The organism is Rhodopseudomonas sp. BAL398, assembly GCF_033001325.1.
Taxonomy (GTDB): Bacteria; Pseudomonadota; Alphaproteobacteria; order Rhizobiales; family Xanthobacteraceae; genus JARJEH01.
Map to the genome: position 1 here is coordinate 990,851 of NZ_CP133111.1, position 24,773 is coordinate 1,015,623.

18 protein-coding genes and 1 pseudogene are annotated in these 24,773 nt (G+C 64.6%); 13 read left to right on the top strand and 6 right to left on the bottom strand.

The genetic code is table 11. The features are described 5' to 3' along the window. Positions 1-87 precede the first annotated feature (87 nt). Positions 88-2,958 carry a valine--tRNA ligase gene (locus RBJ75_RS04665; RefSeq protein WP_044414871.1) on the top strand — a complete coding sequence of 957 codons (2,871 nt, stop codon included), beginning with the start codon at positions 88-90 and terminating at the stop codon, positions 2,956-2,958. 74 nt (positions 2,959-3,032) lie between these two features. On the opposite strand, the gene RBJ75_RS04670 is transcribed toward RBJ75_RS04665, so the two are convergent. Beyond that, entirely contained in the window at positions 3,033-3,698 is a 666-nt protein-coding gene (locus RBJ75_RS04670) for a TetR/AcrR family transcriptional regulator (RefSeq protein WP_044414873.1), read from the bottom strand. Between the two features lie 90 nt (positions 3,699-3,788). On the opposite strand from RBJ75_RS04670, the gene RBJ75_RS04675 reads away from it, so the two are divergent. Both RBJ75_RS04675 and RBJ75_RS04680 read left to right on the top strand, forming a co-directional pair. Beyond that, positions 3,789-5,489 carry an AMP-binding protein gene (locus tag RBJ75_RS04675; protein WP_044414875.1) on the top strand — a complete coding sequence of 567 codons (1,701 nt, stop codon included), beginning with the start codon at positions 3,789-3,791 and terminating at the stop codon, positions 5,487-5,489. A gap of 74 nt (positions 5,490-5,563) precedes the next feature. After that, entirely contained in the window at positions 5,564-6,379 is an 816-nt protein-coding gene (locus RBJ75_RS04680; RefSeq protein WP_044414876.1) for a crotonase/enoyl-CoA hydratase family protein, read from the top strand. Here the strand turns inward: RBJ75_RS04680 and RBJ75_RS04685 are convergent. The 3 genes and pseudogenes from RBJ75_RS04685 to RBJ75_RS04695 form a co-directional block, all read right to left on the bottom strand. Further along, positions 6,376-7,144, bottom strand: a pseudogene (locus tag RBJ75_RS04685) (IS5 family transposase). The gene RBJ75_RS04680 and the pseudogene RBJ75_RS04685 sit on opposite strands and share 4 nt — an antisense overlap. Before the next feature lie 47 nt (positions 7,145-7,191). After that, on the bottom strand, positions 7,192-9,300 hold the full coding sequence (locus tag RBJ75_RS04690) for an autotransporter domain-containing protein (protein ID WP_160297953.1): 2,109 nt from the start codon (positions 9,298-9,300) through the stop codon (positions 7,192-7,194). 506 nt (positions 9,301-9,806) lie between these two features. Next, positions 9,807-10,412: a DNA-3-methyladenine glycosylase gene (locus RBJ75_RS04695; RefSeq protein ID WP_044414879.1), complete on the bottom strand. Its 606-nt coding sequence runs from the start codon at positions 10,410-10,412 to the stop codon at positions 9,807-9,809. 131 nt (positions 10,413-10,543) lie between these two features. Between RBJ75_RS04695 and lipA the strand changes: the two genes are divergently transcribed. Both lipA and RBJ75_RS04705 read left to right on the top strand, forming a co-directional pair. Next, positions 10,544-11,503, top strand: coding sequence for a lipoyl synthase (lipA, locus tag RBJ75_RS04700; RefSeq protein WP_044414881.1), 960 nt, complete (start codon positions 10,544-10,546; stop codon positions 11,501-11,503). 10 nt (positions 11,504-11,513) lie between these two features. Next, positions 11,514-11,993 carry a type II toxin-antitoxin system RatA family toxin gene (locus RBJ75_RS04705; protein ID WP_044414888.1) on the top strand — a complete coding sequence of 160 codons (480 nt, stop codon included), beginning with the start codon at positions 11,514-11,516 and terminating at the stop codon, positions 11,991-11,993. Between the two features lie 387 nt (positions 11,994-12,380). Here the strand turns inward: RBJ75_RS04705 and RBJ75_RS04710 are convergent, their stop codons facing one another. After that, a complete protein-coding gene (locus RBJ75_RS04710; protein ID WP_044412262.1) occupies positions 12,381-13,001 on the bottom strand; it encodes a CinA family protein in 621 nt (206 codons plus the stop codon). A 1-nt stretch (position 13,002) separates the two neighbouring features. Further along, a complete protein-coding gene (locus tag RBJ75_RS04715; protein ID WP_044412259.1) occupies positions 13,003-14,199 on the bottom strand; it encodes a bifunctional 2-C-methyl-D-erythritol 4-phosphate cytidylyltransferase/2-C-methyl-D-erythritol 2,4-cyclodiphosphate synthase in 1,197 nt (398 codons plus the stop codon). 205 nt (positions 14,200-14,404) lie between these two features. Here RBJ75_RS04715 and dusB point away from each other — a divergent pair, with 205 nt between their 5' ends. From dusB to hflX, 8 genes are all read left to right on the top strand, one after another. Continuing rightward, complete coding sequence (gene dusB, locus RBJ75_RS04720) at positions 14,405-15,466, top strand: tRNA dihydrouridine synthase DusB (RefSeq protein WP_080901048.1); 1,062 nt, start codon at positions 14,405-14,407, stop codon at positions 15,464-15,466. Then, positions 15,463-16,638 carry a two-component system sensor histidine kinase NtrB gene (locus RBJ75_RS04725; RefSeq protein ID WP_044412253.1) on the top strand — a complete coding sequence of 392 codons (1,176 nt, stop codon included), beginning with the start codon at positions 15,463-15,465 and terminating at the stop codon, positions 16,636-16,638. Before dusB ends, RBJ75_RS04725 begins: the two co-directional genes overlap by 4 nt. 9 nt (positions 16,639-16,647) lie before the next feature. Beyond that, positions 16,648-18,090, top strand: a complete 1,443-nt coding sequence (gene ntrC / locus RBJ75_RS04730; RefSeq protein WP_044412251.1) for a nitrogen regulation protein NR(I) — start codon at positions 16,648-16,650, stop codon at positions 18,088-18,090. A gap of 164 nt (positions 18,091-18,254) precedes the next feature. Further along, positions 18,255-20,540: a sensor histidine kinase NtrY-like gene (locus RBJ75_RS04735; RefSeq protein ID WP_276157004.1), complete on the top strand. Its 2,286-nt coding sequence runs from the start codon at positions 18,255-18,257 to the stop codon at positions 20,538-20,540. A 17-nt stretch (positions 20,541-20,557) separates the two neighbouring features. Beyond that, complete coding sequence (locus tag RBJ75_RS04740) at positions 20,558-21,928, top strand: sigma-54-dependent transcriptional regulator (RefSeq protein WP_044415170.1); 1,371 nt, start codon at positions 20,558-20,560, stop codon at positions 21,926-21,928. A gap of 54 nt (positions 21,929-21,982) precedes the next feature. Next, complete coding sequence (locus tag RBJ75_RS04745) at positions 21,983-22,837, top strand: D-amino-acid transaminase (protein WP_044415168.1); 855 nt, start codon at positions 21,983-21,985, stop codon at positions 22,835-22,837. Between the two features lie 180 nt (positions 22,838-23,017). Next, positions 23,018-23,266, top strand: coding sequence for an RNA chaperone Hfq (gene hfq, locus RBJ75_RS04750; RefSeq protein WP_006020546.1), 249 nt, complete (start codon positions 23,018-23,020; stop codon positions 23,264-23,266). Between the two features lie 11 nt (positions 23,267-23,277). After that, entirely contained in the window at positions 23,278-24,660 is a 1,383-nt protein-coding gene (gene hflX / locus RBJ75_RS04755) for a GTPase HflX (protein WP_044415159.1), read from the top strand. Positions 24,661-24,773: the final 113 nt, after the last annotated feature.

The following is a 24,773-nucleotide window of genomic DNA, read 5'->3' on the forward strand; positions in this document are numbered from 1 at the left end:
ACTTGCGCCGCGCCGGAAGGTTTCTAGCCGCATGAGGCGGGTGCTTTCCGCGCGCTGCCGGACGCCTTTCGGCTTGATTGCATTGCCATGATCGAAAAAAACTACCAGCCCGCCGAGATCGAAACGCGCATCGCGCGCGCCTGGGAAGACGCCGGAGCCTTCAAGGCCGGTCGTGCCGACCGCCGCGACGCCGAGCCGTTCGCCATCGTGATCCCGCCGCCCAACGTCACCGGCTCGCTGCATATGGGCCACGCGCTCAACAATACGCTGCAGGACGTGCTGTGCCGGTTCGAGCGGATGCGCGGCCGCGACGTGCTGTGGCAGCCCGGAACCGATCATGCCGGCATCGCCACCCAGATGGTGGTCGAGCGGCAGCTGATGGAGCGCCAGGAGCCGAGCCGGCGCGACATGGGCCGCGAGAAATTTCTCGAACGGGTGTGGCAGTGGAAGGCGGAAAGCGGCGGCGTCATCGTCAACCAGCTGAAGCGGCTCGGCGCCTCCTGCGACTGGTCGCGCGAGCGCTTCACCATGGACGAGGGGCTGTCCCGCGCCGTCGTCAAGGTGTTCGTGCAGCTGCACCGCGAGGGCCTGATCTACAAGGACAAGCGCCTTGTGAACTGGGACCCGAAGCTGCTCACCGCGATCTCCGATCTCGAAGTGCAGCAGATCGAGGTCAAGGGCCATTTGTGGTATCTGCGCTACCCGATCGAGGGCGCGACCTTCGACCCGGCCGATCCCGACAGCTTCATCGTCGTGGCCACGACGCGGCCGGAGACCATGCTGGGCGACAGCGCCGTCGCCGTCAGTCCGGACGACTATCGTTACAGCCACGCGGTTGGGCGCAATGTCGTGTTGCCGCTGGTCGGCCGCAAGATTCCGATCGTCAGCGACGAATACACCGATCCCGAGAAGGGCTCGGGCGCGGTGAAGATCACGCCGGCGCATGACTTCAACGATTTCGAGGTCGGTCGCCGTCACAATCTGCGCCAGATCAGCATCCTCGATACCGAAGGCCGGCTCGATCTGGTCGACAACGAAGCCTATCTGCACGGCCTGCCGGAAGGCGCCGCGGAATTCGCCGCCGAGATGCACGGCATCGAGCGCTTCGCCGCGCGCAAAGCGATCCTGGCGCGGCTGGAGGAGTTCGGCTTCCTCGAGAAGGTCGAGCCCAACACCCATATGGTGCCGCATGGCGACCGTTCCGGCGTGGTGATCGAGCCCTATCTCACCGACCAGTGGTATGTCGACGCCAAGACGATGGCAGCGCCCGCGATCGCAGCGGTGCGCTCCGGCGCCACCGCCTTCGTGCCGAAGAATTGGGAGAAGACCTATTTCGAATGGATGGACAATATCCAGCCCTGGTGCATCTCGCGGCAATTGTGGTGGGGCCATCAGATTCCGGCCTGGTACGGCCCGGACGGCAAGGTGTTCGTCGCCGAGACCGAGGAAGAGGCGGTCGGCAACGCGCTCGGCTATTATGTCGAGCAGGAAGTGCTGACGCCCGAGCAGGCGCATGACATGGCGGAGGACGCCGGCAAGCGCGACGGCTTCATCACCCGCGACGAAGACGTGCTCGACACCTGGTTTTCCTCGGCGCTGTGGCCGTTCTCGACACTCGGCTGGCCCGACGACGACGCCGACGTCAAGCGCTACTACCCGACCAATGTGCTGGTCACCGGCTTCGACATCATCTTCTTCTGGGTCGCCCGGATGATGATGATGGGCATGCACTTCATGAAGGATGTGCCGTTCCCCACCGTCTACATCCACGCCCTGGTCCGCGACGAGAAGGGCGCCAAGATGTCGAAGTCGAAGGGCAACGTCATCGATCCCTTGCACCTGATCGACGATTACGGCGCCGACGCGCTGCGCTTCACGCTGGCGGCGATGGCGGCGCAGGGCCGCGACATCAAGCTGGCGCCGCAGCGGGTCGAGGGCTATCGCAATTTCGCGACCAAGCTGTGGAACGCCAGCCGCTTCGCCGAGATGAACGAATGCGCGCTGCCTGAAGGCTTCGACTACAAGACCGCCAAGCAGACGCTGAACCGCTGGATCGCGCACGAGACCGTGGCGGCGACCCGCGAGGTCACCGAGGCGATCGAGGCCTATCGCTTCAACGACGCCGCGGGCGCGGCGTATCGCTTCGTCTGGAACGTGTATTGCGACTGGTACCTCGAACTCGCCAAGCCGGTGATGATGGGCGAGGACGGCGCCGCCAAGACCGAGACCCGGGCGATGGTGGCGTGGGCGCGCGACGAAATCCTCAAGCTGCTGCACCCGTTCATGCCGTTCATCACCGAGGAATTATGGGCGGTGACCGCGCCGCGCGACGGGTTGTTGGCGCTGGCGCCGTGGTCACGCAAGCGCGGGCCGTCGGCCGAGGAATTGTCGCTGCTGGCGGCGTCGGTGGCCGGCGATCCGGTGGCGATGCCGACCATCATCAACATGCCGGAGCCGGCGGCGGATTTCCGCGACGACGCCGCCGAGGCCGAGATCGGCTGGGTGGTCGATCTGGTCACCGCGATCCGCTCGCTGCGCGCCGAGATGAACATCGTGCCGGCGACGCTGACGCCGCTGATGCTGATCAAGGCGTCCCCCGACATGCAGGCCCGGGCGCAGCGCTGGAGCGACGTGATCAAGCGGCTGGCGCGGGTCGGCGAGATCTCCTTCGCCAACGCCGCGCCGCAGGGCGCGGTGCAACTCTTGGTGCGCGGCGAAGTCGCGGCCTTGCCGCTCAAGGGCCTGATCGATCTGACGGCGGAGAAGGCCCGGCTCGACAAGGAACTGGCGAAGGCCGAGGCCGACATCAAGCGGGTCGACGCCAAGCTCGGAAACGAGAAATTCATCGCCAACGCGCCGGACGAAATCGTCGAGGAGGAAAAGGACAAGCACGCGGCGGCCGTCGCGCGCAAAGCCAAGATCGCCGAGGCGCTGGAGCGGCTCAAGACCGTGGGGTGAGGACCGTTGCTGCGCGGTCAGAGTCTCTCGGTCGACGAACATGAGCAAGGCTCTCCACGTGATCACTTTTGAGATCAGTCGAGGGCCTTTGCGTTCTCCAGACGAGAGACGACCGCCTCCAGATGAGCAGAGGCGATTGCGTCCAGCTCGCTGCCGAGCATCCGCAGACGACCGGTCTGGTGAACGATGAGCGCACCGATCAGAAAGGCAAACAGAGTGCTCGTCTCAAGACGGGCCTTCGCTTCGCTGAGGTGACCCAATGCGCGAAGCGCATCGTGCACCAGATCGAGCGTGTCATTCAGACGTTTGTTCAACTCCATATCAAAGTTGTGACTTAGGCCCCGCGGCTTTAGTCCGTGCCAGAGATACAGGCCCAGCGCCACTTCGTCCGGCTTGTCTCGATAATACGAGAGAAACGCGAGTGCGCTTGCTTTTAGTTTGGTCCGCGGGCTGCGCGCAGTGCGGGTTGAACTCAGAACCCAGTCTTTCAGTCGGTCCAGGGATTCCATCAGCAATTCGGCATAGACGGCCTCTTTCGAGGGAAACAGGGGGTAGATCGCGCCGGTCGTACAGCCGGCTTCAGCGGCGATCGCCCGCATGGTTGCGCCATCGAGACCGTCGCGGGCAAAAACCCGCCAAGCGCCGTCAAGCACCAGCCGCCGCCGCGTCTGATTGATCGCGACGTCGCGGGCTTCCTTGCTGGTTCCGAAATCCGGTTTGACGGGCGGCAACGGTTTCATTCGACGGTTCTTCCTCGCCTCCCACATACATCATTGACATAGATATAACAACGTTATTTAAATCACCCAACGTTTTGTGGGAGTGACGCCATGTCTGTAACAGCAGGCCAATCTTCGAGCTACGTATCGGGCCTGGCCGACCGTCCCCTTGTCGGCGAGACGATCGCGATGGCGCTGGATCGGGCCGCCGAGGCCTGGCCCGAGCAGGCTGCAGTCGTTGCTCGCGAACAAGGCGTGCGGCTCAGCTATGCGGCGCTGAGAGACCGCGTCGAGGCGGTCGCCCGCGGACTCATCGCGCTCGGTCTCGCCCCCGGCGATCGAATTGGGATCTGGTCACCAAACAATATCGAGTGGGTGTTGACCCAATTCGCCGCGGCAAAAGCCGGTCTGATTCTGGTAAGCCTCAATCCGGCGTATCGTTGTTCGGAGATCGAGTATGCCCTCAGAAAGGTCGGCTGCCGCGCCATCGTCTGCGCGACATCTTACAAGACCAGCCACTACCTCGAGATCCTGGCCGAGGTCGCGCCGGAACTGAAGACCTCGCTGCCCGGCGCCCTTCGTGCCAAGTCGCTTCCCGACCTTGCGATCGTCATCCAGATCGGGGCTCCCGCATTCCCAGGAGCGATTGCATTCGAAACCCTTGCTTCGCCGGGTGACGCTGTCGACACGTCTTTGGTTGAGGTGGCGAGCAAGGTCGGATTTGACGATCCAACGAACATTCAGTTCACCAGCGGCACCACCGGTGCGCCCAAGGGCGCAACGCTCACGCATCACAATATCCTCAATAATGGCTTTTTCGTCGGAGAGGGGATCGGACTGGGCGTTGGCGACCGGGTTTGTATTCCCGTTCCTTTTTATCATTGTTTTGGCATGGTGATGGGAAACCTTGCCTGTCTCACGCATGGCTCGACCATCGTCATCCCCAGCGCGGCCTTCGACCCGGGCGCGGTGCTCTCCGCGATCGAGGAGGAAGGGTGTACGGCGCTCTACGGGGTGCCGACGATGTTCATCGCGATCCTGGAGCACCCCGAACTCGACGGTTATCGGCTCGGTTCGCTCCGTACCGGCATCATGGCGGGTGCGCCGTGTCCTATCGAAGTCATGCGGCGCGTCGTGGACATATTGGGCATCCGAGACATCACCATCGCCTATGGCATGACCGAGACAAGCCCGGTCAGTTTTCAAACAAGCCGGATCGATACGCTTGAGCGACGTGTCTCGACGGTCGGACGCGTACACCCGCACATCGAAGTCAAGATCGTCGACGACAAAGGATCCATCACGCCGAGGGGGACGCCCGGCGAGTTGTGCACGCGGGGATATTCCGTAATGCGTGGCTATTGGGGCGATGAACAGCGCACCGTCGAAGTGATCGATCAGGCTGGCTGGATGCATACCGGCGATCTAGCTACCATCGACGCTGAAGGCTACTGCAACATCGTTGGCCGCATCAAGGACATGGTTATCCGAGGCGGCGAGAACATTTCTCCGCGCGAGATAGAGGAATTTCTGCACACCCACCCCGATATCAAAGATGTTCAGGTCTTCGGTGTACCCGATACCAAATTTGGCGAAGAACTGTGCGCATGGGTTCAGCTCCGCGCCTCATGCCGGCTCGACGAAGAGGATGTCCGTAGCTACTGCCGCGGCAAAATCGCCCACTACAAGGTGCCTCGCTATGTGCGCTTTGTTGAGGCGTTTCCGATGACCGTCACGGGCAAGATCCAGAAATTCGTCATGCGCGATCGCATGCGCGACGAGCTTCTTCTGGCGGAAACCAGGACCGCCTAGCACCAGCATCGCCCTCATCGGGGCCGAACCGGACGTATCGAACAGCTTAACCAGCTCAACCAGGAGAACCAGCCATGAGCGTATACGTCGAAAAGGAGGGTCCCGTCACGACTGTCATCAATGACCGGCCCAATGCACGCAATGCCGGTGATCCGGAGACTGCGGATGCCCTGACCAAAGCATTTCTTGCCTTCGACGCCGATCCCGATGCCAAGGTTGCGGTGTTTTGGGGAGCTGGCGGCGCCTTCTGTGCCGGTTGGGATCTGAAATACGCCGCGGGTCTTTCTGATCGGACGCGGTTCCAGACCGAGATCGTCGAGGGCCTCGCATTCGCGCCAGGCTCTGGGCTCTCCCCTCGCGGCCCGCTTGGTCCCTCGCGATTGGAACTCTCGAAGCCGGTGATCGCCGCGGTAGAAGGCCCGGCCGTGGCCGGCGGGATGGAGTTGGCGCTCTGGTGCGACATCCGTGTCATGGCCGAAGACGCCTATTTCGGGGTGTTTTGCCGGCGCTGGGGCATTCCACTTCTGGATGGCGGCACCGTGAGGTTGCCCAGATTGGTGGGCCAAGGGCGCGCGATGGAAATCATCCTGACAGGGCGCAAAGTTACGGCGGAGGAATCCTACCGTATCGGCTTGTGCGAAAAGATAGCGCCGAGGGGCGAGGCAAGAGCCGCCGCTGAAAACATGGCGCAGGAAATCGCCCGTTTCCCGCAAGCGGCGGTGCGTGCGGACCGGGCCAATGTTCTCGAGACATACGGACTGCAAGTCCGCGAAGCGCTCAAGCGCGAATGGGCGAACGGGCTCGAAGCCCATCACAAGGAAGGCGCGGACGGAGCGGCCCGCTTCTCCGCCGGAAAGGGACGCCACGGCGACTTCGCAGATATCGCCTAGGTCGTGGACTCAAACCGCATCCTTAGACGGGCCGCGGCAAGCAGGACGGCAGCAAGAACGTTTCGAGCGGTTTTGTCGTAGCGGGTGGCGATGCGGCGGAAGTGCTTCAGCTGTTGAAGAAGCGTTCGATCAGGTTGCGCTGGCGGTAGAGGGCGGGATCGACGGAGCGCTGCACCTTGCAGTCGCGGCAGGTCGGGATATGCACCCGGCCGCCGCGGCTTTCGACCAGATCGACAAGCGCGCGGGCGTCGTAGCCGCGATCGGCGACGAGATCGCGGCCCGGCGCAAGCCCTTCGAGCACGACCGGCGCGACGGTCTTGTCCGATGCGTGGCCCTGCGACAGCACGATGCGCACCGGCATCCCGGCCTGATCGACCACCGCATTGATCTTGGTGCTCAGTCCTCCACGAGAGCGACTGGCGTTATCCGGGCCCCCTTTTTTCCGCCGGCGGCGTGTTGGTGAGCACGGATGATGGAGGAGTCGATCAGTTGCAGCGACTGCGGCGACTTCGCCGCCAAAGCCTCAAAGATGCGGACCCAGATGCCCGCCTTGGCCCAGCGATTGAAGTGATTGTACACCGTCGTATAAGGACCGTAGCGCTCCGGCAGATCGCGCCACGGCGTCCCGGTGCGCAATACGAAGAAGATCCCATTGAGAACCTTGCGGTCGTCCAGCCGCGGCCGACCATTTTTCTTGCCCTCCGCTCCAGGCAGCAGCGGGGCGATGACCGACCACTCGGCGTCCGTCAGATCGAAGCGTGCCATCGAGGCCTCCCTTTTGGAAACCGTGAATCACTCCGACAGCGGGGTGCCTACCAGGCCTTTCGCAGGCTGGCGGTGCCGCCATAGCTGGCGGTGCGGTCGGAAAATTCGCCGTTGAAATTGGCCGCCACGGTGAAGTCGTTGCGCAGCTTCATCTCGGCGCCGAGGGATACCAGCGCGAGGTCCTGGGCGGGCGTGGCGCCGTTGACGATGAAGCTCGCACCTGGCAGCGACTGGAACGCGGCGGTGAGCGACGGATCGGTGACCCAGTCATGCGCCCAGGCCAGGCGGCCGCGCAGCGTCATCGGCTGCTCGGCGATGACGGCCAGATGGTCGAAGCGGGCGCCGAGTTCGGAGCGGGTGTCGGTGCTGCTGCGGCCCGCATAGCTGAGCGCGAACACGCCGCCGGTCTCGGCGTAAGCCGGGGACTCCAGTTTCTGGATCTGCGCCGCCACATAGGGCGTGACGCCGAACGATGCCAAAGCGGTGCGGTAGCCGGTCTCGATCCGGCCGCCATAGCTCTGCGCTTCGAGGCTGGCGGTGAGATGATTGCCGAGCGCCATGCGATCGGTGTCGATCCAGTGCTGCGCGCCGAATGCCGCCGCCGCCACATAGGCGGCGCCGATATTGCTGCGGCCGTGAATGCCGCCCTGGACCACGTTGCTGCGGCCGCCACCGAGTCCGTCGGCGAGCGACCAGTTGGCGGTGCCGCCGGCCAGCGCGACGCCGACCACGGTATCCGGGTTGAGGTGATAATCGAGGCCGGCGGCGAGGCCGCCGGCGCGGGCGGTGAGGTCGCTGGTGCCGGCTGTCGCGTTGCCGTTGCTGGTGGCGTAGCCGCCATAGATTCCGGCCCAGCTATTCCAGCGCGGCTCGAAGCGCGGCGCCATCGGCGGGGCCTTCATCGCCTGCGCATAGGCCAGCGCGATATCGGCGGGCAGGGCCGCGCGCTCGGGCGCGAAGCCGAGCGCACCGGCAGTGGAGCCGCCGCGGCCGCTCAGCGTCGGATCCAGCATGGTGCCGAGGAATTGGCTGCCGAGCTGGAACGCGGCCTGCTGATTGCCGGTGGCCCCTTCGCCGGAGACCGCGGCGAGGCCGCTCTTGAGGTTGTTGCCGCTGAGGCCGGCCAGTCCCACGAAGGCCGGCGGCAGACTGCCGCCATTGTTGAAGAAATTGTTGATCGCGCTGGCGACGTTCTGCTGGTTGGTGGGAAGGCCGCCGCCGATCGTCGGATTTGGCGAAGTCGGAGTGTTCGGGGTGGTCGGGGTGGTCGGCGTGGTCGGCGTGGTCGGAGTGGTCGGAGTTTGTCCGATCACCGCAGTCAGGGTCAGGACGACGTCGGTGCCGGTATAGCTCAGCGCGGTGGTGAAGCCTGGGAGCGTGCTGTTCAGGCCGGCGAATTTGGTGCCGCCGAGGCCGCCGGTGGCCGACAGAACGGTGTAGCTGCGATTCAGATAGGTGCCTGCCTGATAGCTGGCCTGCACGGTGCCGCCGCTCAGCGACGCGGTGCCGCTGACATTGGTGCGGTCGGCGTCGGTCGGCGAGAGTTCGACCATATAGAGCGCGCCGCTGGCAAAGGCGAGGTTGCCGCTGACGCTGAGGGTGCCGATCGAATTGCCGGGCGCCAGCATGCCGCCCGAATTGACCGTGACATTGCCGACGGTGCCGGTGCCGCCCAGCGTGCCGCCGCTGTTGATGGTGGTGTCGGCCGCGATCGAGCCGTTCACCGCCAGCGTGCCGCCATTGATGATGGTCGCGCCGGTATAGGTGTTCGCGGCGGTCAGAATCGTGCGACCGGCATCGACCTCGACGGTACCGTTGCCGTTGATCAGGGGGGCGAAGCTGTAGTTCGACGTGGTGTGGTTGAACACGATCTTGCCGGTGCCTGAGACGAATTGGACAAACGATGCTGTGAGCGTGCCCGGTGCGACGGCCGTGGTCCCGGCGGCGGCGCCGATGTTCAGCGTTCCGATGGAGCCCCCACCATTTGCGATAGCGATGAAACGCGACGTCGTCAGCAAGCCGCCTCTGCTGAGCGTCAGGACACCGGTGCCGAGATTTCCTACCACAACCGCGGAGGAACTGGCCCATACCGAGCCGGGGCCATCGATGGTGACATCGCCGGTTTGACCGGCATTAATGCCGATGAATGAATTCAAGGTTGTGGCCAGCTGGCCGCCGTCGCGGATCGTGAGCGATCCGGGGCCTGTTGAGCCCAAGATGATAGCGGCCGAGGCGGCCAAACCACTCAACCTCACGGGGGAATTTGTCAGGGTGCTCAGGTAGGCGGAATCGCCAGCGGCGGGGACACCGTTATCCCAGTTGCCAGCAGTGAACCAATCTGACGAATTCGCGCCGGTCCAGTTGATGGCGGCGGCGCGCGCCGGGTTGGCGGCCTGCAGTGCCAGAAGGCTGATCGAGGCTAAAAGTGCGGCGCGGGTCAGGCCATTTCGTTGTTTTACCGACACCGTTCCGGCAGCTGGTCGGGCATTCCCATTCCAAATCATTCAGCATTCCAAAATCATGCATTCCCAAGGCCTTAAGGCTGTACGGGCTGTTTTCGTGCTTAACAATGAACGCAGATGCGAATGATTGGCTTTGACTTCGGGATCCCACGAGGTGTTGCCGTTTTGGTACAGTTTGCTGAATGATTGTGCACGAACTATCAGTCAGGGAAGCGCTTGCTGGCAAAGCGTGCACCGCGCAGGCCATAGCGCCACGGCAGATCGATCGCCTTGGAGATGCCGATTCGCCGGCCGGTGACGATGTCGGGCTCGGCGTTGCGGCGGTGGATCGCGAACGGAGGTTGGTCGAGCGGTAGGCCGTTGTGCCGGTCGGTGATCGCCAGCGCCTGGGTCAGTTTGCCGGGGCCGGAACATAGCGCGCGGTCGTCGGCGAGCCCGCGACGCTTGCGCATGGCGTCCACCCCATGGGTCGGTTGCAAGGCCCGGATCAGCACCGCGCTGGCCGAGCCTTCGGCTTCGCAGACAAAATTCACGCACCAATGGATGCCGTAGGAGCGATAGACATAGGCGAAGCCGGGCGGGCCGAACATCACGGCGTTGCGTCGCGTTGGGCCGTTAAACGAATGCGCCGCCGGATCGCTGTGGTGATAGGCCTCGACCTCGACGATGATGCCGCCGACGCCGTCGACCAGCAGCGTCGCGCCGATCAGCTCGGGCGCCACCGTGTGGACGCTGCGGGCGAAAAAGTCGCGGGGCAGCAGCGGGCCGGGGCGGAGCAGGCGCGGGGCAGCTGGAGCGCGGGGCATGGCAGGGGACACGGCCGGGAGCAGGTTGGTTACAGTTTGAGCATTATTCCAATGGATGATCCCCAGCAAGGCGCGCAGGTTGCGGGACAACGCCCTGCGGATTAGGTAAGACAGCTACAGATTGGATTGCCATGGTCGTCGTCGTCGATACAGTTTCCGCCAGCCCGGTGCGCCCGCGTCATCCTGAAAAGGTGGCGCGGCCGGATTCGCTGTCTCCGAAAAAGCCGGACTGGATCCGGGTGCGCGCGCCGACAAGCCGCGGCTATGCCGACACCCGCGCCATCGTCAAGAAGAACGGCCTCGTGACGGTGTGCGAGGAGGCCGGCTGCCCGAATATCGGCGAGTGCTGGGACAAGAAGCACGCCACCTTCATGATCATGGGCGACACCTGCACGCGGGCCTGCGCGTTCTGCAATGTCCGCACCGGGATGCCCGGCCCACTCGATGCGCTGGAGCCGGAGCACGTCGCCGAAGCCACCGCCAAGCTCGGCCTGGCGCATATCGTGGTGACCTCGGTCGATCGCGACGATCTCGCCGATGGCGGCGCCGCGCATTTCGCCGCCACGATCCGTGCCCTGCGCGAGCAGTGCCCGACCACCACGATCGAAATCCTCACCCCGGATTTCCTGCGCAAGCCCGGCGCGTTGGAAACCGTGGTGGCGGCCAAGCCCGACGTGTTCAACCACAATCTGGAGACCGTGCCGTCGCGCTATCTCACGGTGCGGCCTGGCGCGCGCTACTTCCATTCGATCCGGCTGTTGCAGCGGGTCAAGGAAATCGATCCGACCATCTTCACCAAATCCGGCATCATGGTCGGGCTCGGCGAGGAGCGCCACGAGGTGCTGCAGGTGATGGACGATCTGCGCAGCGCCGATGTCGACTTCCTCACTATCGGACAATATCTGCAGCCGACGCTGAAGCATCACGCGGTGATGCGTTACGTCTCGCCGGAGGAGTTTTCAGGCTACGAGTCGATCGCCTATTCCAAGGGCTTCCTGATGGTGTCGGCCAGCCCGATGACCCGCTCGTCGCATCATGCCGGCGATAATTTCACCAAGCTGCAGGCGGCGCGTGCCGCGCTGGCTCGCTGAGACGATTGCGATGCCGCAGTTCCAGAGCAAGCGCCGGGTCCACCACAGCGCGGCCGAGATGTTCGACCTGGTCGCCGACATCGAGCGCTATCCGGAATTCGTGCCGCTGTGCAGCGCGCTGAAGATCCGCCAGCGCCAGACCAAGGACGACGGCACCGAGGTGGTGACCGCCGACATGACGGTGTCGTTCAAGCTGATCCGCGAGACCTTCACCAGCCGGGTGACGCTGGACCGCGCCAATCTCAAGATCCTGGTGGAGTATCTGCAAGGACCGTTCTCGAAGCTGCAGAACCGTTGGACCTTCGAGCCGCGCGGCGACGAGGCCTGCGACGTCGGGTTCTTCCTCGCCTATGAGTTCAAGAACCGGATGCTGGCGATGGTGATGGGCACGATGTTCGACACCGCCTTCCACCGCTTCGCCGCCGCCTTCGAAAAACGCGCCGATGCGGTCTACGGCCGCGCCCATGCCGGCAAACTGTCGGTTAGTTAGTCGCGCGCAATAAGTCGCGCGCAATAACGAATGCAGTCATTCCGGGGCGCGCGCAGCGATAGCTGCGAGCGAACCCGGAATCTCGCTCCAGTGCTCGGCCGTGCCGCGAGATTCCGGGTTCACTCGGCCCATAGCACGTCGAAGACGTGCGTAATACCAACGGTCGTTGCCTTTCGTTCGTCATGCCCGGCCTTGTGCCGGGCATCCACGCCTTGAAAGCAGTGCCTGATCAAAGACGTGGATGGCCGGGACAAGCCCGGCCATGACAAGATTGAGAGTCAACGGCAAAGTCCGTTGGTATAACGAACTGACGGGCCTCACGCCCCGGAATGACACCGAGACGGGTGGGGCGGATTGCTTGTTACTCAAACCGCCACCGAGCAGGTCTCAGCTCTTCTTCGGCTTCGGTTTTGCCGGCGTGGTGCGGCGTCGCGTCACGGCGGCGCGGCGGGGGCTGCGCGCCACCCGCAGGCGTGCTGGGCTCACCGCGGCGCGCGGCTTGGCCGCCACCTTGGGGCCGCGCGCCAGTTCGATCAGCATCCGCAGGGCTTCGACGACCGAGCGTTGCCGCACATTGCTGCGTCCGATCGCACCAAAACGGTGTTCGCGGTGGGTGATGCGGCCGTCGCGGGCGGCGGCCGCGAAATGCACCAGGCCGACCGGCTTGCCCGGCGTGGCGCCGCCGGGTCCGGCGATGCCGGTGATCGAGACCGCCAGATCGACCTCGGCGTGCTCCAGCGCGCCGATGGCCATGGCGGTCGCGGTCTCCTTGCTGACCGCGCCGAAATTCGCAAGCGTCGCGGTCTCGACGCCGAGCATCGCGTGCTTGGCCTCGTTGGAATAGGTGACAAAGCCGCGATCGATCACCGCGCTGGAGCCGGGGATCTCGGTCAGCGCCGCGGCGACCAACCCGCCGGTGCAGGATTCGGCGGTGGCGATGGTCAGCTTGCGCGAGCGGCACAGATCGAGCAGCGAGCGGACGAGAGCGCGGGCGTCGCTGCTACTCATCTCAACCGTCCAGCCCGTCGGGGCCCCAGGGCAGCCGGATCGTCGCGCAAGCGGTGGCGGCGATGCCTTCCTCGCGGCCGGTGAAGCCGAGCTTCTCGCTGGTGGTTGCCTTGACGGCGACGCGCGACACCGGCACGCCGCTGATCTCGGCGATTTTGGCGCGCATCGCCTCGCGCAACGGGCCGATCTTCGGCCGCTCGCAGATCATCGTCACTTCCAGATTGGCGATGCGTCCGCCGCGCGCGGTGACGCGGTCGATCGCGTATTTCAAGAACTTGTCGGAGGCAGCACCCTTCCATTGCGGATCGCTGGGCGGAAAATGCGAGCCGATGTCGCCATCGGCCAGCGCGCCGAGGATCGCGTCGACCAGCGCATGCAGCCCGACATCGCCGTCGGAATGCGCCAGGAAGCCGCGATTGTGCGGCACTTTGAGCCCGCACAGCATGACATGGTCGCCGTCGCCGAAGGCGTGGACGTCATAGCCGGTGCCGGTGCGGATGTCGCCGAGCAGGGCGCCGAGCCGGGACTCCTCGCGGACGAAATCTTCCGGTGTGGTGAGCTTCATATTCGCAGCATCGCCTTCAAAGGTTGCGACCGTCAATCCCGCCCATTCGGCGATCGCGGCGTCGTCGGTAAAATCATCGCGGCCGTCGCGCGCGGCGCGGCGGTGGGCGTCCAGAATAACGTCGAAGCGGAACGCCTGCGGGGTCTGGGCGATCCGCAGCCGGGCGCGCTCCGGCGTCGCCGCGACCTCGCCGTCGGCATCGACTTGTTTGATAGTATCGGTGACGGGGATGACCGGCAGCGCCGCGCCGGTCCGGCCGACGGCCGCGATGGCGCGCGAGATCAGCGCCGGCGTCACGAAGGCGCGCGCCGCGTCATGGATCAGCACGATGTCGGGTGCGAGGCCGGCCAGCGCTTCGAGGCCGGCGCGCACCGACGCCTGGCGGGTCGCGCCGCCGCTGACGCAGGGGTGGTAGCTCAGCCCGTTCACAGCTGCATCGAACAAAGCGGTATCGTCCGGATTGGTCACCGGCTGCACCGCAAAGATCTCCGGGTGCTGACAAAATGGCTCCATCGCCCGCGCAATCACCGCGCGGCCGGCCAGCGTACGGTATTGTTTGGGGCCGCCCGAGCCGGCGCGAAGGCCGCGACCGGCGGCGACGATAATAACGGCGGTGCGTTGAGATTTCGACATCGCGCTCAGCAAATACCTGCGGTGAAAGGGAAAAATTCGGCGTTGCGAAGCACAGCCCTTACCACGCCGACGCCACTATTCATCATGATTCCATGCGTTTGAGGAGGCTTTGCGCATTGCTGCAATGCACTTGCAAGTCCCGTAGAACTGGCTAAACTGTAGGCAACGACACGTGATGCCCAACAAATGAGCCGGTGCCGTCTCGATGATGCGGTGGCTAGAGAATGAGCAGACCTTGACCGGCCCCAACCTATCAGGTTCCACGCCTTTGCGAATTGGCAATATTGAGGTGGCCAATCGGGTCATCCTGGCGCCGATGTCCGGGATCACCGATGCGCCGTTCCGACGCCAGGTCGCGGCGCTTGGCGCCGGCCTTGTGGTGTCCGAAATGACCGCCAGCGAGGATCTGGCGCGCGGCCGCGCGATGTCGATCCGGCGTTGCGACGTCGGCGGCAGCGGCGCCCATGTGGTGCAACTGGCCGGCTGCAAGCCGCGCTGGATGGCCGAAGGCGCGCGGATCGCGGAGGCGGGGGGCGCCGATATTATCGACATCAATATGGGCTGCCCGGCGCGGCATGTGACCGGCGGGGCCTCCGGCTCGGCGCTGATGCGCGATCTCGATCACGCGCTGAAACTGATCGAGGCGACGATCGCAGCGGTCAAGGTGCCGGTGACCTTGAAGATGCGGCTGGGCTGGGACGATCAATCGATCAACGCGCCCGAATTGGCGCGGCGCGCCGAGGCCGCGGGCGTGCAACTGATTACCGTCCACGGTCGCACCAGATGCCAGTTCTACAAGGGCGAGGCCGATTGGCGCGCCATTCGCGCGGTGAAACAGGCGATTACCATTCCGCTGGTGGTCAATGGCGACATCACCTCGTTCGACAGAGCGATGACGGCGCTGCAGCGATCGGGCGCCGACGCGGTGATGATCGGTCGCGGCGCCCAGGGCCAGCCCTGGCTGCCCGGCCAGATCGGCCGCCAGTTCGAGACCGGGCTCGCCGAGCCGGCGCCGGCGCTGGCCGATCAGCTCAACTATCTGCGGATTCTCTATGACGATATCCTCAGCCTTTACGGGATGCAGATCGGGCTTCGCCACGCCCGCAAACATCTCGGCTGGGCGCTCGAGGTGGCCGCTGCCGGCCACGCGCCGCAAGCGGCATTGAAGAGCTGGCGCGCCCGAATCCTGACCGCGGAAGATCCGGCTGCCGTGCAGCATTCGCTCGGCGAGGCCTATGACGATTTCGCCTGGAGTGCCGCCGCATGAACGCCGTCGCAGAACCACGCCGCACCCCGCCGACCGACAGCGACGCCATTCTCAACGCGCTGCCGAACCCGGTGTTGCTGATCGCGCCCGACGGCAAGATCATCGACGCCAACATGGCCGCAGAATCCTTCTTCGAGATTTCGACCCAGTTCCTGCGCCGGCAGTCCTTGACCGAATTGGTGCCGTTCGGCAGTCCGCTGCTGGCGCTGATCGATCAGGTCCTGCTCAGCAATTCGCCGGTCAATGAATATAAGGTCGATCTCGGCACGCCGCGGATTGGCGGCGACCGCCAGGTCGATCTGCACGTCGCGCCGATGCCGGAGCGGCCCGGCCACATCGTGGTGATGCTGCAGGAGCGCACCATCGCCGACAAGATGGACCGGCAGCTGACCCACCGCAGCGCCGCGCGCTCGGTGATCGCGCTGGCGGCGATGCTGGCGCATGAGATCAAGAATCCATTGTCGGGCATTCGTGGCGCGGCGCAGCTGTTGGAGCAGGCCGCCTCATCCGAGGACCGGATGCTGACCAGACTGATCTGCGACGAGGCCGACCGCATCGTCACTTTGGTCGATCGCATGGAAGTGTTCGGCGACGATCGGCCGGTGGCGCGCGGCCCGGTCAACATTCATTCGGTGCTGGATCACGTCAAGCGGCTGGCGCAGTCCGGCTTTGCCCGCAATATCAAGTTCATCGAGGATTACGATCCGTCACTGCCGCCGGTGCTGGCCAATCAGGATCAATTGATTCAGGTCTTCCTCAATCTGGTGAAGAACGCCGCCGAGGCCGTGGTCGATCTGGGCAGCGACGCCGAGATCCATCTGACCACCGCGTTCCGGCCGGGCGTGCGGCTGTCGGTGCCCGGCAAGAAGACGCGGGTGTCGTTGCCGCTGGAGTTTTGCGTCAAGGACAACGGTCCCGGCGTGCCCGAAGACCTGCTGCCGAATCTGTTCGATCCCTTCGTCACCACCAAGCCGTCGGGCTCGGGGCTTGGTTTGGCGCTGGTGGCCAAGATCGTCGGCGACCATGGCGGAATCATCGAATGCGAATCGCAGCCGCGCAAGACCACGTTCCGCGTGCTGCTGCCGATGTTCAATATCGAGAAGCCCTACATTAAGAGCAACGGCGAGGACGTGCCGGCGACGTCGCCCGATGCCTCACAGACTGCAAGATGAGGACTGACAATGCCCGCAGGTAGCATCCTAGTCGCCGACGACGACACCGCGATACGCACCGTGCTCAACCAGGCGCTGTCGCGCGCCGGATATGAGGTGCGGCTGACAGGAAACGCCGCGACGCTGTGGCGCTGGGTCAGCCAGGGCGAGGGCGATCTGGTGATCACCGACGTGGTGATGCCGGACGAGAACGCCTTCGACCTGCTGCCGCGGATCAAGAAATTGCGGCCGAACCTGCCGGTCATCGTGATGAGCGCGCAGAATACCTTCATGACGGCGATCCGCGCCTCGGAGAAGGGCGCCTATGAATATCTGCCCAAGCCCTTCGATCTCAAGGAGCTGATCGCGATCGTCGGCCGCGCGCTGGCCGAGCCGAAGGACCGCGCCGCCAGCTACGCCGACGACCCAGAATTCGATTCGATTCCGCTGGTCGGCCGCTCGCCGGCGATGCAGGAAATCTATCGGGTGCTGGCGCGGCTGATGCAGACCGACCTGACGGTGATGATTTCCGGCGAATCCGGCACCGGCAAGGAATTGGTGGCGCGCGCGCTGCATGATTATGGCAAGCGTCGCAATGGCCCGTTCGTCGCCGTCAACATGGCGGCGATTCCGCGCGACCTGATCGAGTCCGAGTTGTTCGGCCATGAGCGCGGCGCCTTCACCGGCGCCAATACCCGCGCCTCCGGGCGGTTCGAGCAGGCCGAGGGCGGCACGCTGTTTCTCGACGAAATCGGCGACATGCCGATGGAGGCGCAGACCCGGCTGCTGCGGGTGCTGCAGCAGGGCGAATACACCACGGTCGGCGGCCGCACCCCGATCAAGACCGACGTCCGGATCGTGGCGGCGAGCAACAAGGATTTGCGCATCCTGATCCAGCAGGGCCTGTTCCGCGAGGATCTGTTCTTCCGGCTCAACGTGGTGCCGCTGCGGCTGCCGCCCTTGCGCGAGCACATCGAGGATCTGCCCGATTTGGTCCGGCATTTCTTCGCGCTGGCCGAGAAGGACGGATTGCCGGCCAAGAAACTCGACGCCGCGGCGCTGGAGCGGCTGAAGCAGCATCGCTGGCCCGGCAATGTGCGCGAGCTGGAGAACCTCGCCCGGCGGTTGGCCGCGCTTTATCCACAGGACATCATCACCGGCTCAGTGATCGATGGTGAGCTGGCGCCGCCCGCGGTGGTGTCCAGCGGCAGCGCCCAGCACGGCGTCGACAATCTCGGCGGCGCGGTCGAGATGTACCTGTCCTCGCACTTCTCCGGCTTTCCCAACGGCGTGCCGCCACCGGGGCTCTATCATCGGATCTTGCGTGAAATCGAGGTGCCGCTGCTGACCGCGGCGCTGGCGGCGACCCGCGGCAACCAGATTCGCGCGGCGGATCTGCTGGGGCTCAATCGAAACACGCTGCGAAAGAAGATTCGCGACCTCGACATTCAGGTCTATCGGACCGGCGGTTGAATCCGGCCGCCGGCGCGCAATGGCGAATTTGCCTGGAATGCTCGTAAGTTTCCGGGGAGACCGCGCCGTCGAATAGTCGTAATTTGGCAACATTGTTGTAGGAATGCATCAGTCGACGCCAGAGTCCGGCGTTCGTCCCGCGTTCACGCTCACCTATTGCCAGAATGACCAGCGCAGATCCGTCGACCGAGCCTTTTGAACCGTCGATTGCCGAGCCACGCGCGGGGCGGCTGCGCCGGCTGATCGTGCCCCTTGCCGTGGCGCTGGCGCTGATCTCGGCAACTCTGACCTTCGTGGTGCTGACCGGTCTGACCTGGATCGCGCCGACGCGGGACGTCGTGGTGACCTTCCTGCTGATCAACGCCGCCACCGTGCTTCTGCTGGTGGTGATCATCGTTCGTGAAGTCTGGAAGGTGGTGCAGGCCCGCCGCCGCGGTCGCGCCGCCGCGCGGCTGCACGTCCAGGTGGTGAGCCTATTCTCGGTGATCGCAGTGCTGCCGGCCGTTCTGGTGTCGATCGTCGCCAATGTCACCATCGACCGCGGGCTGGATCGGTTGTTCTCGGGGCCGACGAGGGCGGTGATCCAGAATTCGCTGATCGTCGCCAATGCCTATCTGCACGAACACGCCCAGATGATTCGCGGCGACATCCTGGGCATGGCCAACGACATTTCCAATGCGAGACCGCTCTACGATCAGGACCGCCGCTCATTTCGCGAATTGCTGACCGCCAGTGCGGCGGCGCGCAATCTTCCCGGCGCCATGCTGATCGACAAGGACCGCCATATCCTGGAATCCGCGCAGACCGGCATTCAGCGCGACTTCGACGTGCCGGCGGCCGAATTCCTGAAAAACGTCAATGCGAAGGAGCCGCAGATCGCGGTCTTCATCGAGGCCAATTACGTCGCCGCGGTGATCCGGCTGCGCGGCTTCGATGACACCTTCCTCTACGTCGCCCGGCTGCTCGATCCGCATGTGGTCTCGCAACTGCGCCAGACCCAGGCCAGCGTCGCCGAATATGCCAAGATCGAGTCGAGCCGGCTCGGCTTTCAGGTGACGCTGGCGTTGCTGTTCACGGTGATCGCGCTCACGGTGCTGATGTCGGCGGTGCTGATCGGATTGAATTTCGCCAATTGGCTGGTGGCGCCGATCCGGCGCCTGATGGGCGCCGCCAATCTGGTCTCCACCGGCGATCTGCACGTCCAGGTGCCGGTGTTCAAGTCGGAGGGCGATCTCGCCCATCTCGGCGAGACCTTCAACAAGATGACCCAGGAATTGCGCAGCCAGCGCGACGAGCTGGTCAGCGCCAGCGACCTGATCGACAGCCGCCGTCGCTTCATCGAAGCGGTGCTGTCGTCGGCCTCGGCCGGCATCATCGGCGTCGACGGCTCCGGCAGCATCGGCATTCTCAACCGGTCTGCCGAAAAGCTGATCGGTCATTCGGAATCCGAGACGCTCGGCCATCCTTTGTCGGAGGTGCTACCTGAACTCGACGAGATGATGAAGTCGGCGCGCGAGGGCTCGCAGCGGCTGGTGCAGGGCCAGATCGCCATCACCCGCGACGGCCATGAGCGCAATCTGTCGGTGCGGGTCAGCGCCGAGCAGACCAGCCATTCGCGCGACAGCTACATCATCACGCTGGACGACATCACCGAATTGGTGTCGGCGCAGCGCACCTCGGCCTGGGCCGACGTGGCGCGGCGGATCGCACACGAGATCAAGAATCCGCTGACCCCGATCCAGCTTTCGGCGGAGCGGATCAAGCGCAAATTCGGCAAGGTCATCACCGAAGACAAAGCCATTTTCGAGCAGTGCACCGACACCATCGTCCGCCAGGTCGACGACATCCGGCGCATGGTCGACGAATTCTCGCGCTTTGCCCGGATGCCGAAGCCGGTGATCGAGGGCGAGGACGTCGCCGACACGGTACGGCAGGTCGTGTTCCTGATGCGGGTCGGCCATCCCGAGATCGAGATCGAGGCCGAGATCAGGGACGAACCGATGCGGGCGCGGTTCGACCGCCGGCTGATTTCGCAGGCGCTCACCAACATCATCAAGAACGCCACCGAGGCGATCGACGTGGTGCCGCCCGAGCAGCTCGGCAAGGGCCGCATCGACGTGATCGCCGCCCGCGATGGTGAGGACATTGTCATCGACGTGATCGACAACGGCATCGGCCTGCCCAAGGTCAGCCGGGCGCGGTTGCTCGAGCCCTATGTGACGACGCGGGAGAAGGGCACCGGGCTTGGTCTGGCGATCGTCGGCCGGGTTCTGGTCGATCATGGCGGTCGGATCGAGCTCAACGATGCCTCGGAGATTCGGCCAGGGCAGCGCGGCGCCTGGATGCGGCTGCGCTTTTCGATTTCCGGACAGGCCCCGACCGCCGAATCCAGTGAACCCAACCGCCCGGCCGGTAACGAAACCACAGCAGTAGCTGTCAGCAGCAGCTGAGATGACAGGCGCGACCCATGGCAAATGACATTCTGATCGTTGATGACGAGGCCGATATTCGCGAGCTCGTGGCCGGCATTCTCGACGACGAGGGCTTCACCACGCGCACCGCGCGCGACAGCGATTCGGCGCTGGCGGAGATCGCCAACCGCCGGCCCAATCTGGTGTTCCTGGACATCTGGCTGCAGGGCAGCCGGCTCGACGGGCTGCAATTGCTGGAGCAGATCAAGCGCGAGCACGCCGAGGTCCCGGTGGTGATGATCTCCGGCCACGGCAATATCGAGACCGCGGTCGCGGCGATCAAGCGCGGCGCCTATGACTTCATCGAGAAGCCGTTCAAGGCAGACCGCCTGATCCTGGTGGCGACGCGGGCGCTGGAGACCTCGCGGCTGAAGCGCGAGGTCAAGGAGCTGAAGCAGCAGGCGCCGAGCGCCTCGACGCTGACCGGCCGCTCCGCCTGCATGAACCAGCTGCGCCAGACCATCGAGCGCGCCGCCAAGGCCAATAGCCGGATCCTGATCGTCGGGCCGAGCGGCTCCGGCAAGGAGCTGGCGGCGCGGACGTTGCACAATGCCTCTGGCCGTTCCGAAGGGCCGTTCGTCGTCATCAACGCCGCTGCGATCACGCCGGAGCGGATGGAAATCGAATTGTTCGGCGTCGAGCAGTCCAATGGCGAGCAGCAGCGCAAGGCCGGCGCGCTGGAAGAGGCCCATGGCGGCACGTTGTTCATCGACGAGATCGGCGACATGCCGCGCGAGACCCAGAACAAGATCCTGCGGGTGCTGGTCGATCAGACCTTCCAGCGCTCCGGCGGCACCGCCAAGGTCAATGTCGACGTCCGCATCGTGTCCTCGACCGCGCGCAATCTCGAGGAGGAGATTGCCGAGGGCCGGTTCCGCGAGGACCTCTATCACCGCCTCTCGGTGGTGCCGATCCGGGTGCCGCCGCTGTCGGAGCGCCGCGAGGACATTCCCGAACTGATCGAATATTTCATGGAGCAGATCTCGCTCGCCACCGGCCTGCCGAAGCGGCAGATCGGCCAGGACGCGATGGCGGTGCTGCAATCGCATGTCTGGCCCGGCAACGTCCGCCAACTGCGCAACAATGTCGAGCGGGTGATGATTCTGGCCAGCGGCGGTCCCGAAGTGATCATCACCGCCGACATGCTGCCGCAGGATGTCGGCTCGATGGTGCCGACGATGCCGACCGGCAATAATGGCGAGCACATCATGGGACTGCCGTTGCGCGAGGCCCGCGAAGTGTTCGAGCGCGACTATCTGATCGCGCAGATCAGCCGGTTCTCCGGCAACATCTCGCGCACCGCCGAATTCGTCGGCATGGAGCGCTCCGCGCTGCACCGCAAGCTCAAGGCGCTCGGCGTCGGTTGACCGGCGTCGCCGTCCTCGCATCATCATCAGCATCATCATTTCCGGAACAGTCTCATGGCTCGCATCGCCTATGTGAACGGCCGCTATCGCGACATGCGCGACGCCTGCGTCAGCATCGAGGATCGCGGCTATCAATTCGCCGACGGCGTCTATGAGGTCTGCGAGCTGCGCGGCGGCAAGATCGTCGACATGCCGCGGCACATGGCGCGGCTGCAGCGCTCGCTCGGTGAATTGCGGATCGCGATGCCGATGCCGCTTTCGGCGTTGCAGGTGGTGCTGCATGAGGTGGTGCGGCGTAACCGGGTCAATTATGGGCTGGTCTATCTGCAGGTGACCCGCGGCGTGGCGCGGCGCGATCACGGTTTTCCGGCCGGCGTCGCGCCGAGCCTGGTGGTGACCGCGCGGGCGCTGAATTATGCCAAGAACCAGGACACCGCGGCGCATGGGATCAAGGTGATCACGCTGCCGGAGAACCGCTGGCCGCGGGTCGATATCAAGTCGACGGCGCTATTGCCGAACGTGCTGGCCAAGCAAGCGGCGCGCGAGCAGGGCGCCTATGAGGCGTGGTATGTCGATCGCGACGGCCTGGTCACCGAGGGATCCTCCAGCAACGCCTGGATCGTCACCCAGGACGGTCGTGTGGTCACCCGCTCGGCGGAATCCGGAATCCTCGCCGGTGTCACCCGGGCGGTGTTGATCGAAACCCTTGCGGCACTGCAAATCAAATTCGAGGAACGCGCCTTTACCGTCGACGAGGCACTGCAGGCCGCGGAGGCCTTCGTCACCGCGTCGAGTCAGATCGTGATGCCTGTCGTGGCGATCGATGGCCGGATCATTGGCGACGGTACGCCAGGTCGGATTGCCACGCGTTTGCGTGAGCAGTTCCACCGATTTTCGGCATTTTCCTGAGTTTTGTTGCCTCAGTAACACAGCTTTTGCGGGAACCTGCTTGCCTAACATTGGCACCTGACGTCTAATCAACCTGTCGGTCTCCGGAGGGGGATCTCAGGAAGGCTGACACCGAGACCATGCTCCGCAGAGAGCAGCGTCGCGGCAAAAAAAATTCAAAACATACTGCGGGACAAGAAAATGGCGGCAGACCGCGCACAAAACCTTCAAGACACATTCCTGAACCACGTTCGCAAGACCAAGACTCCTCTCACGATTTTTCTTGTGAACGGGGTCAAGTTGCAGGGCATTGTCACCTGGTTCGATAATTTCTGTTTGTTACTCCGGCGCGATGGTCATTCGCAGCTGGTCTACAAGCATGCGATCTCAACCATCATGCCCGGCGCACCGATCCAGTTGTTCGAAGGTGGCGAGGACGCTCCAGCTTGAGCTTGACCTGATTGGAACCCCGCAGCCTTGACGGGGGCGCCGACCGGCCGCGGTCGGTGCATGACGAGCAGACCGGACGAGTAATCGTCGTCGGCCCGTATTTGCGCGCGCGTCGCGGCGATCCCGATTCAACCGACAGCATTGCGGTGCGCGGCTCCGACGCTCGTCTCGACGAGGCGGCGGGGTTGGCGCGTGCGATCGATCTGGTGATCGCCGAATTGGTGCTGGCGCCGATCGGGCAGATTCGCCCGGCCACTTATCTCGGCAAGGGCAAGGTCGAGGAGATTCTCGGCATCATCCAGGGCCACGAGGCCGACCTTGTGGTGATGGATTGCGCGCTGTCGCCGATCCAGCAGCGCAATCTGGAGAAGGCCTGGAATACCAAGGTGCTCGACCGCACCGGCTTGATCCTGGAAATCTTCGGCCGCAGGGCCAAGACCAAGGAAGGCGCGCTGCAGGTCGAGCTGGCGCATCTGAACTATCAACGGTCGCGGCTGGTGCGGTCCTGGACCCATCTGGAACGGCAGCGCGGCGGCTTCGGCTTCATGGGCGGCCCCGGCGAGACCCAGATCGAGGCCGACCGCCGGCTGATCGGCGATCGCATCACCAAGATCGAAAACGAGATCAAGAAGGTGCAGGGCACCCGCCGGCTGCACCGCGCCGGCCGGCAGCGAGTGCCGTACCGCGTCGTCGCCTTGGTCGGCTACACCAATGCCGGCAAGTCGACGCTGTTCAACCGGCTGACGCGCTCCGAGGTGCAGGCCGCCGACATGCTGTTCGCCACGCTGGATCCGACCTTGCGCGGGCTGACGCTGCCGCATGGCGGCAAGGCGATGCTGTCCGACACCGTCGGCTTCATCTCCAACCTGCCGACCCAGCTGGTGGCGGCGTTCCGTGCCACGCTCGAAGAGGTGCTGGAAGCCGATCTGATCCTCCACGTCCGCGACATTTCGCACGAGGACGCCGAGGCCCAGCAGCGCGACGTCGACGCCGTGCTGCGCCAGCTCGGGATCGATCCCGAAGCGGGCGGGCGGATCCTCGAGGTCTGGAACAAGATCGACCGCTTCGAACCGGAGCAGCGCGAGAATCTCAGCAACATCGCCGCCAGGCGCCCGGCCGAGCATCCGTGCTTCATGGTGTCGGCGGTGACCGGCGAGGGCATCGACGAGCTGCTGGCGGCGATCGAGCAGCGGCTGGCCCTGAGCCGGATCGCGCTCGACCTGTCGATCGACGCCGCCGATGGCGCCGGCATCAGCTGGCTGCATCGCAATGCCGAGGTGCTGCGCAAGGACCTGCATGAGGGCCGGTTCGAGATGACGGTGCGGGTCGACGAGACCAAGCGCGACATCGTCGTGAACCGGTTCGGCGCCACCCCGCATCCGGACGAGCACTGAGCGCCTGCGCCTTTGCTGCGTTCGCAATCCAGAACGGCATCATTCCGGGTTCATTCGGCCTGCTGCCTCGCGCCCCGGAATGACCCGTTCGAGGAGGTCGGGTGCGCCGCCTA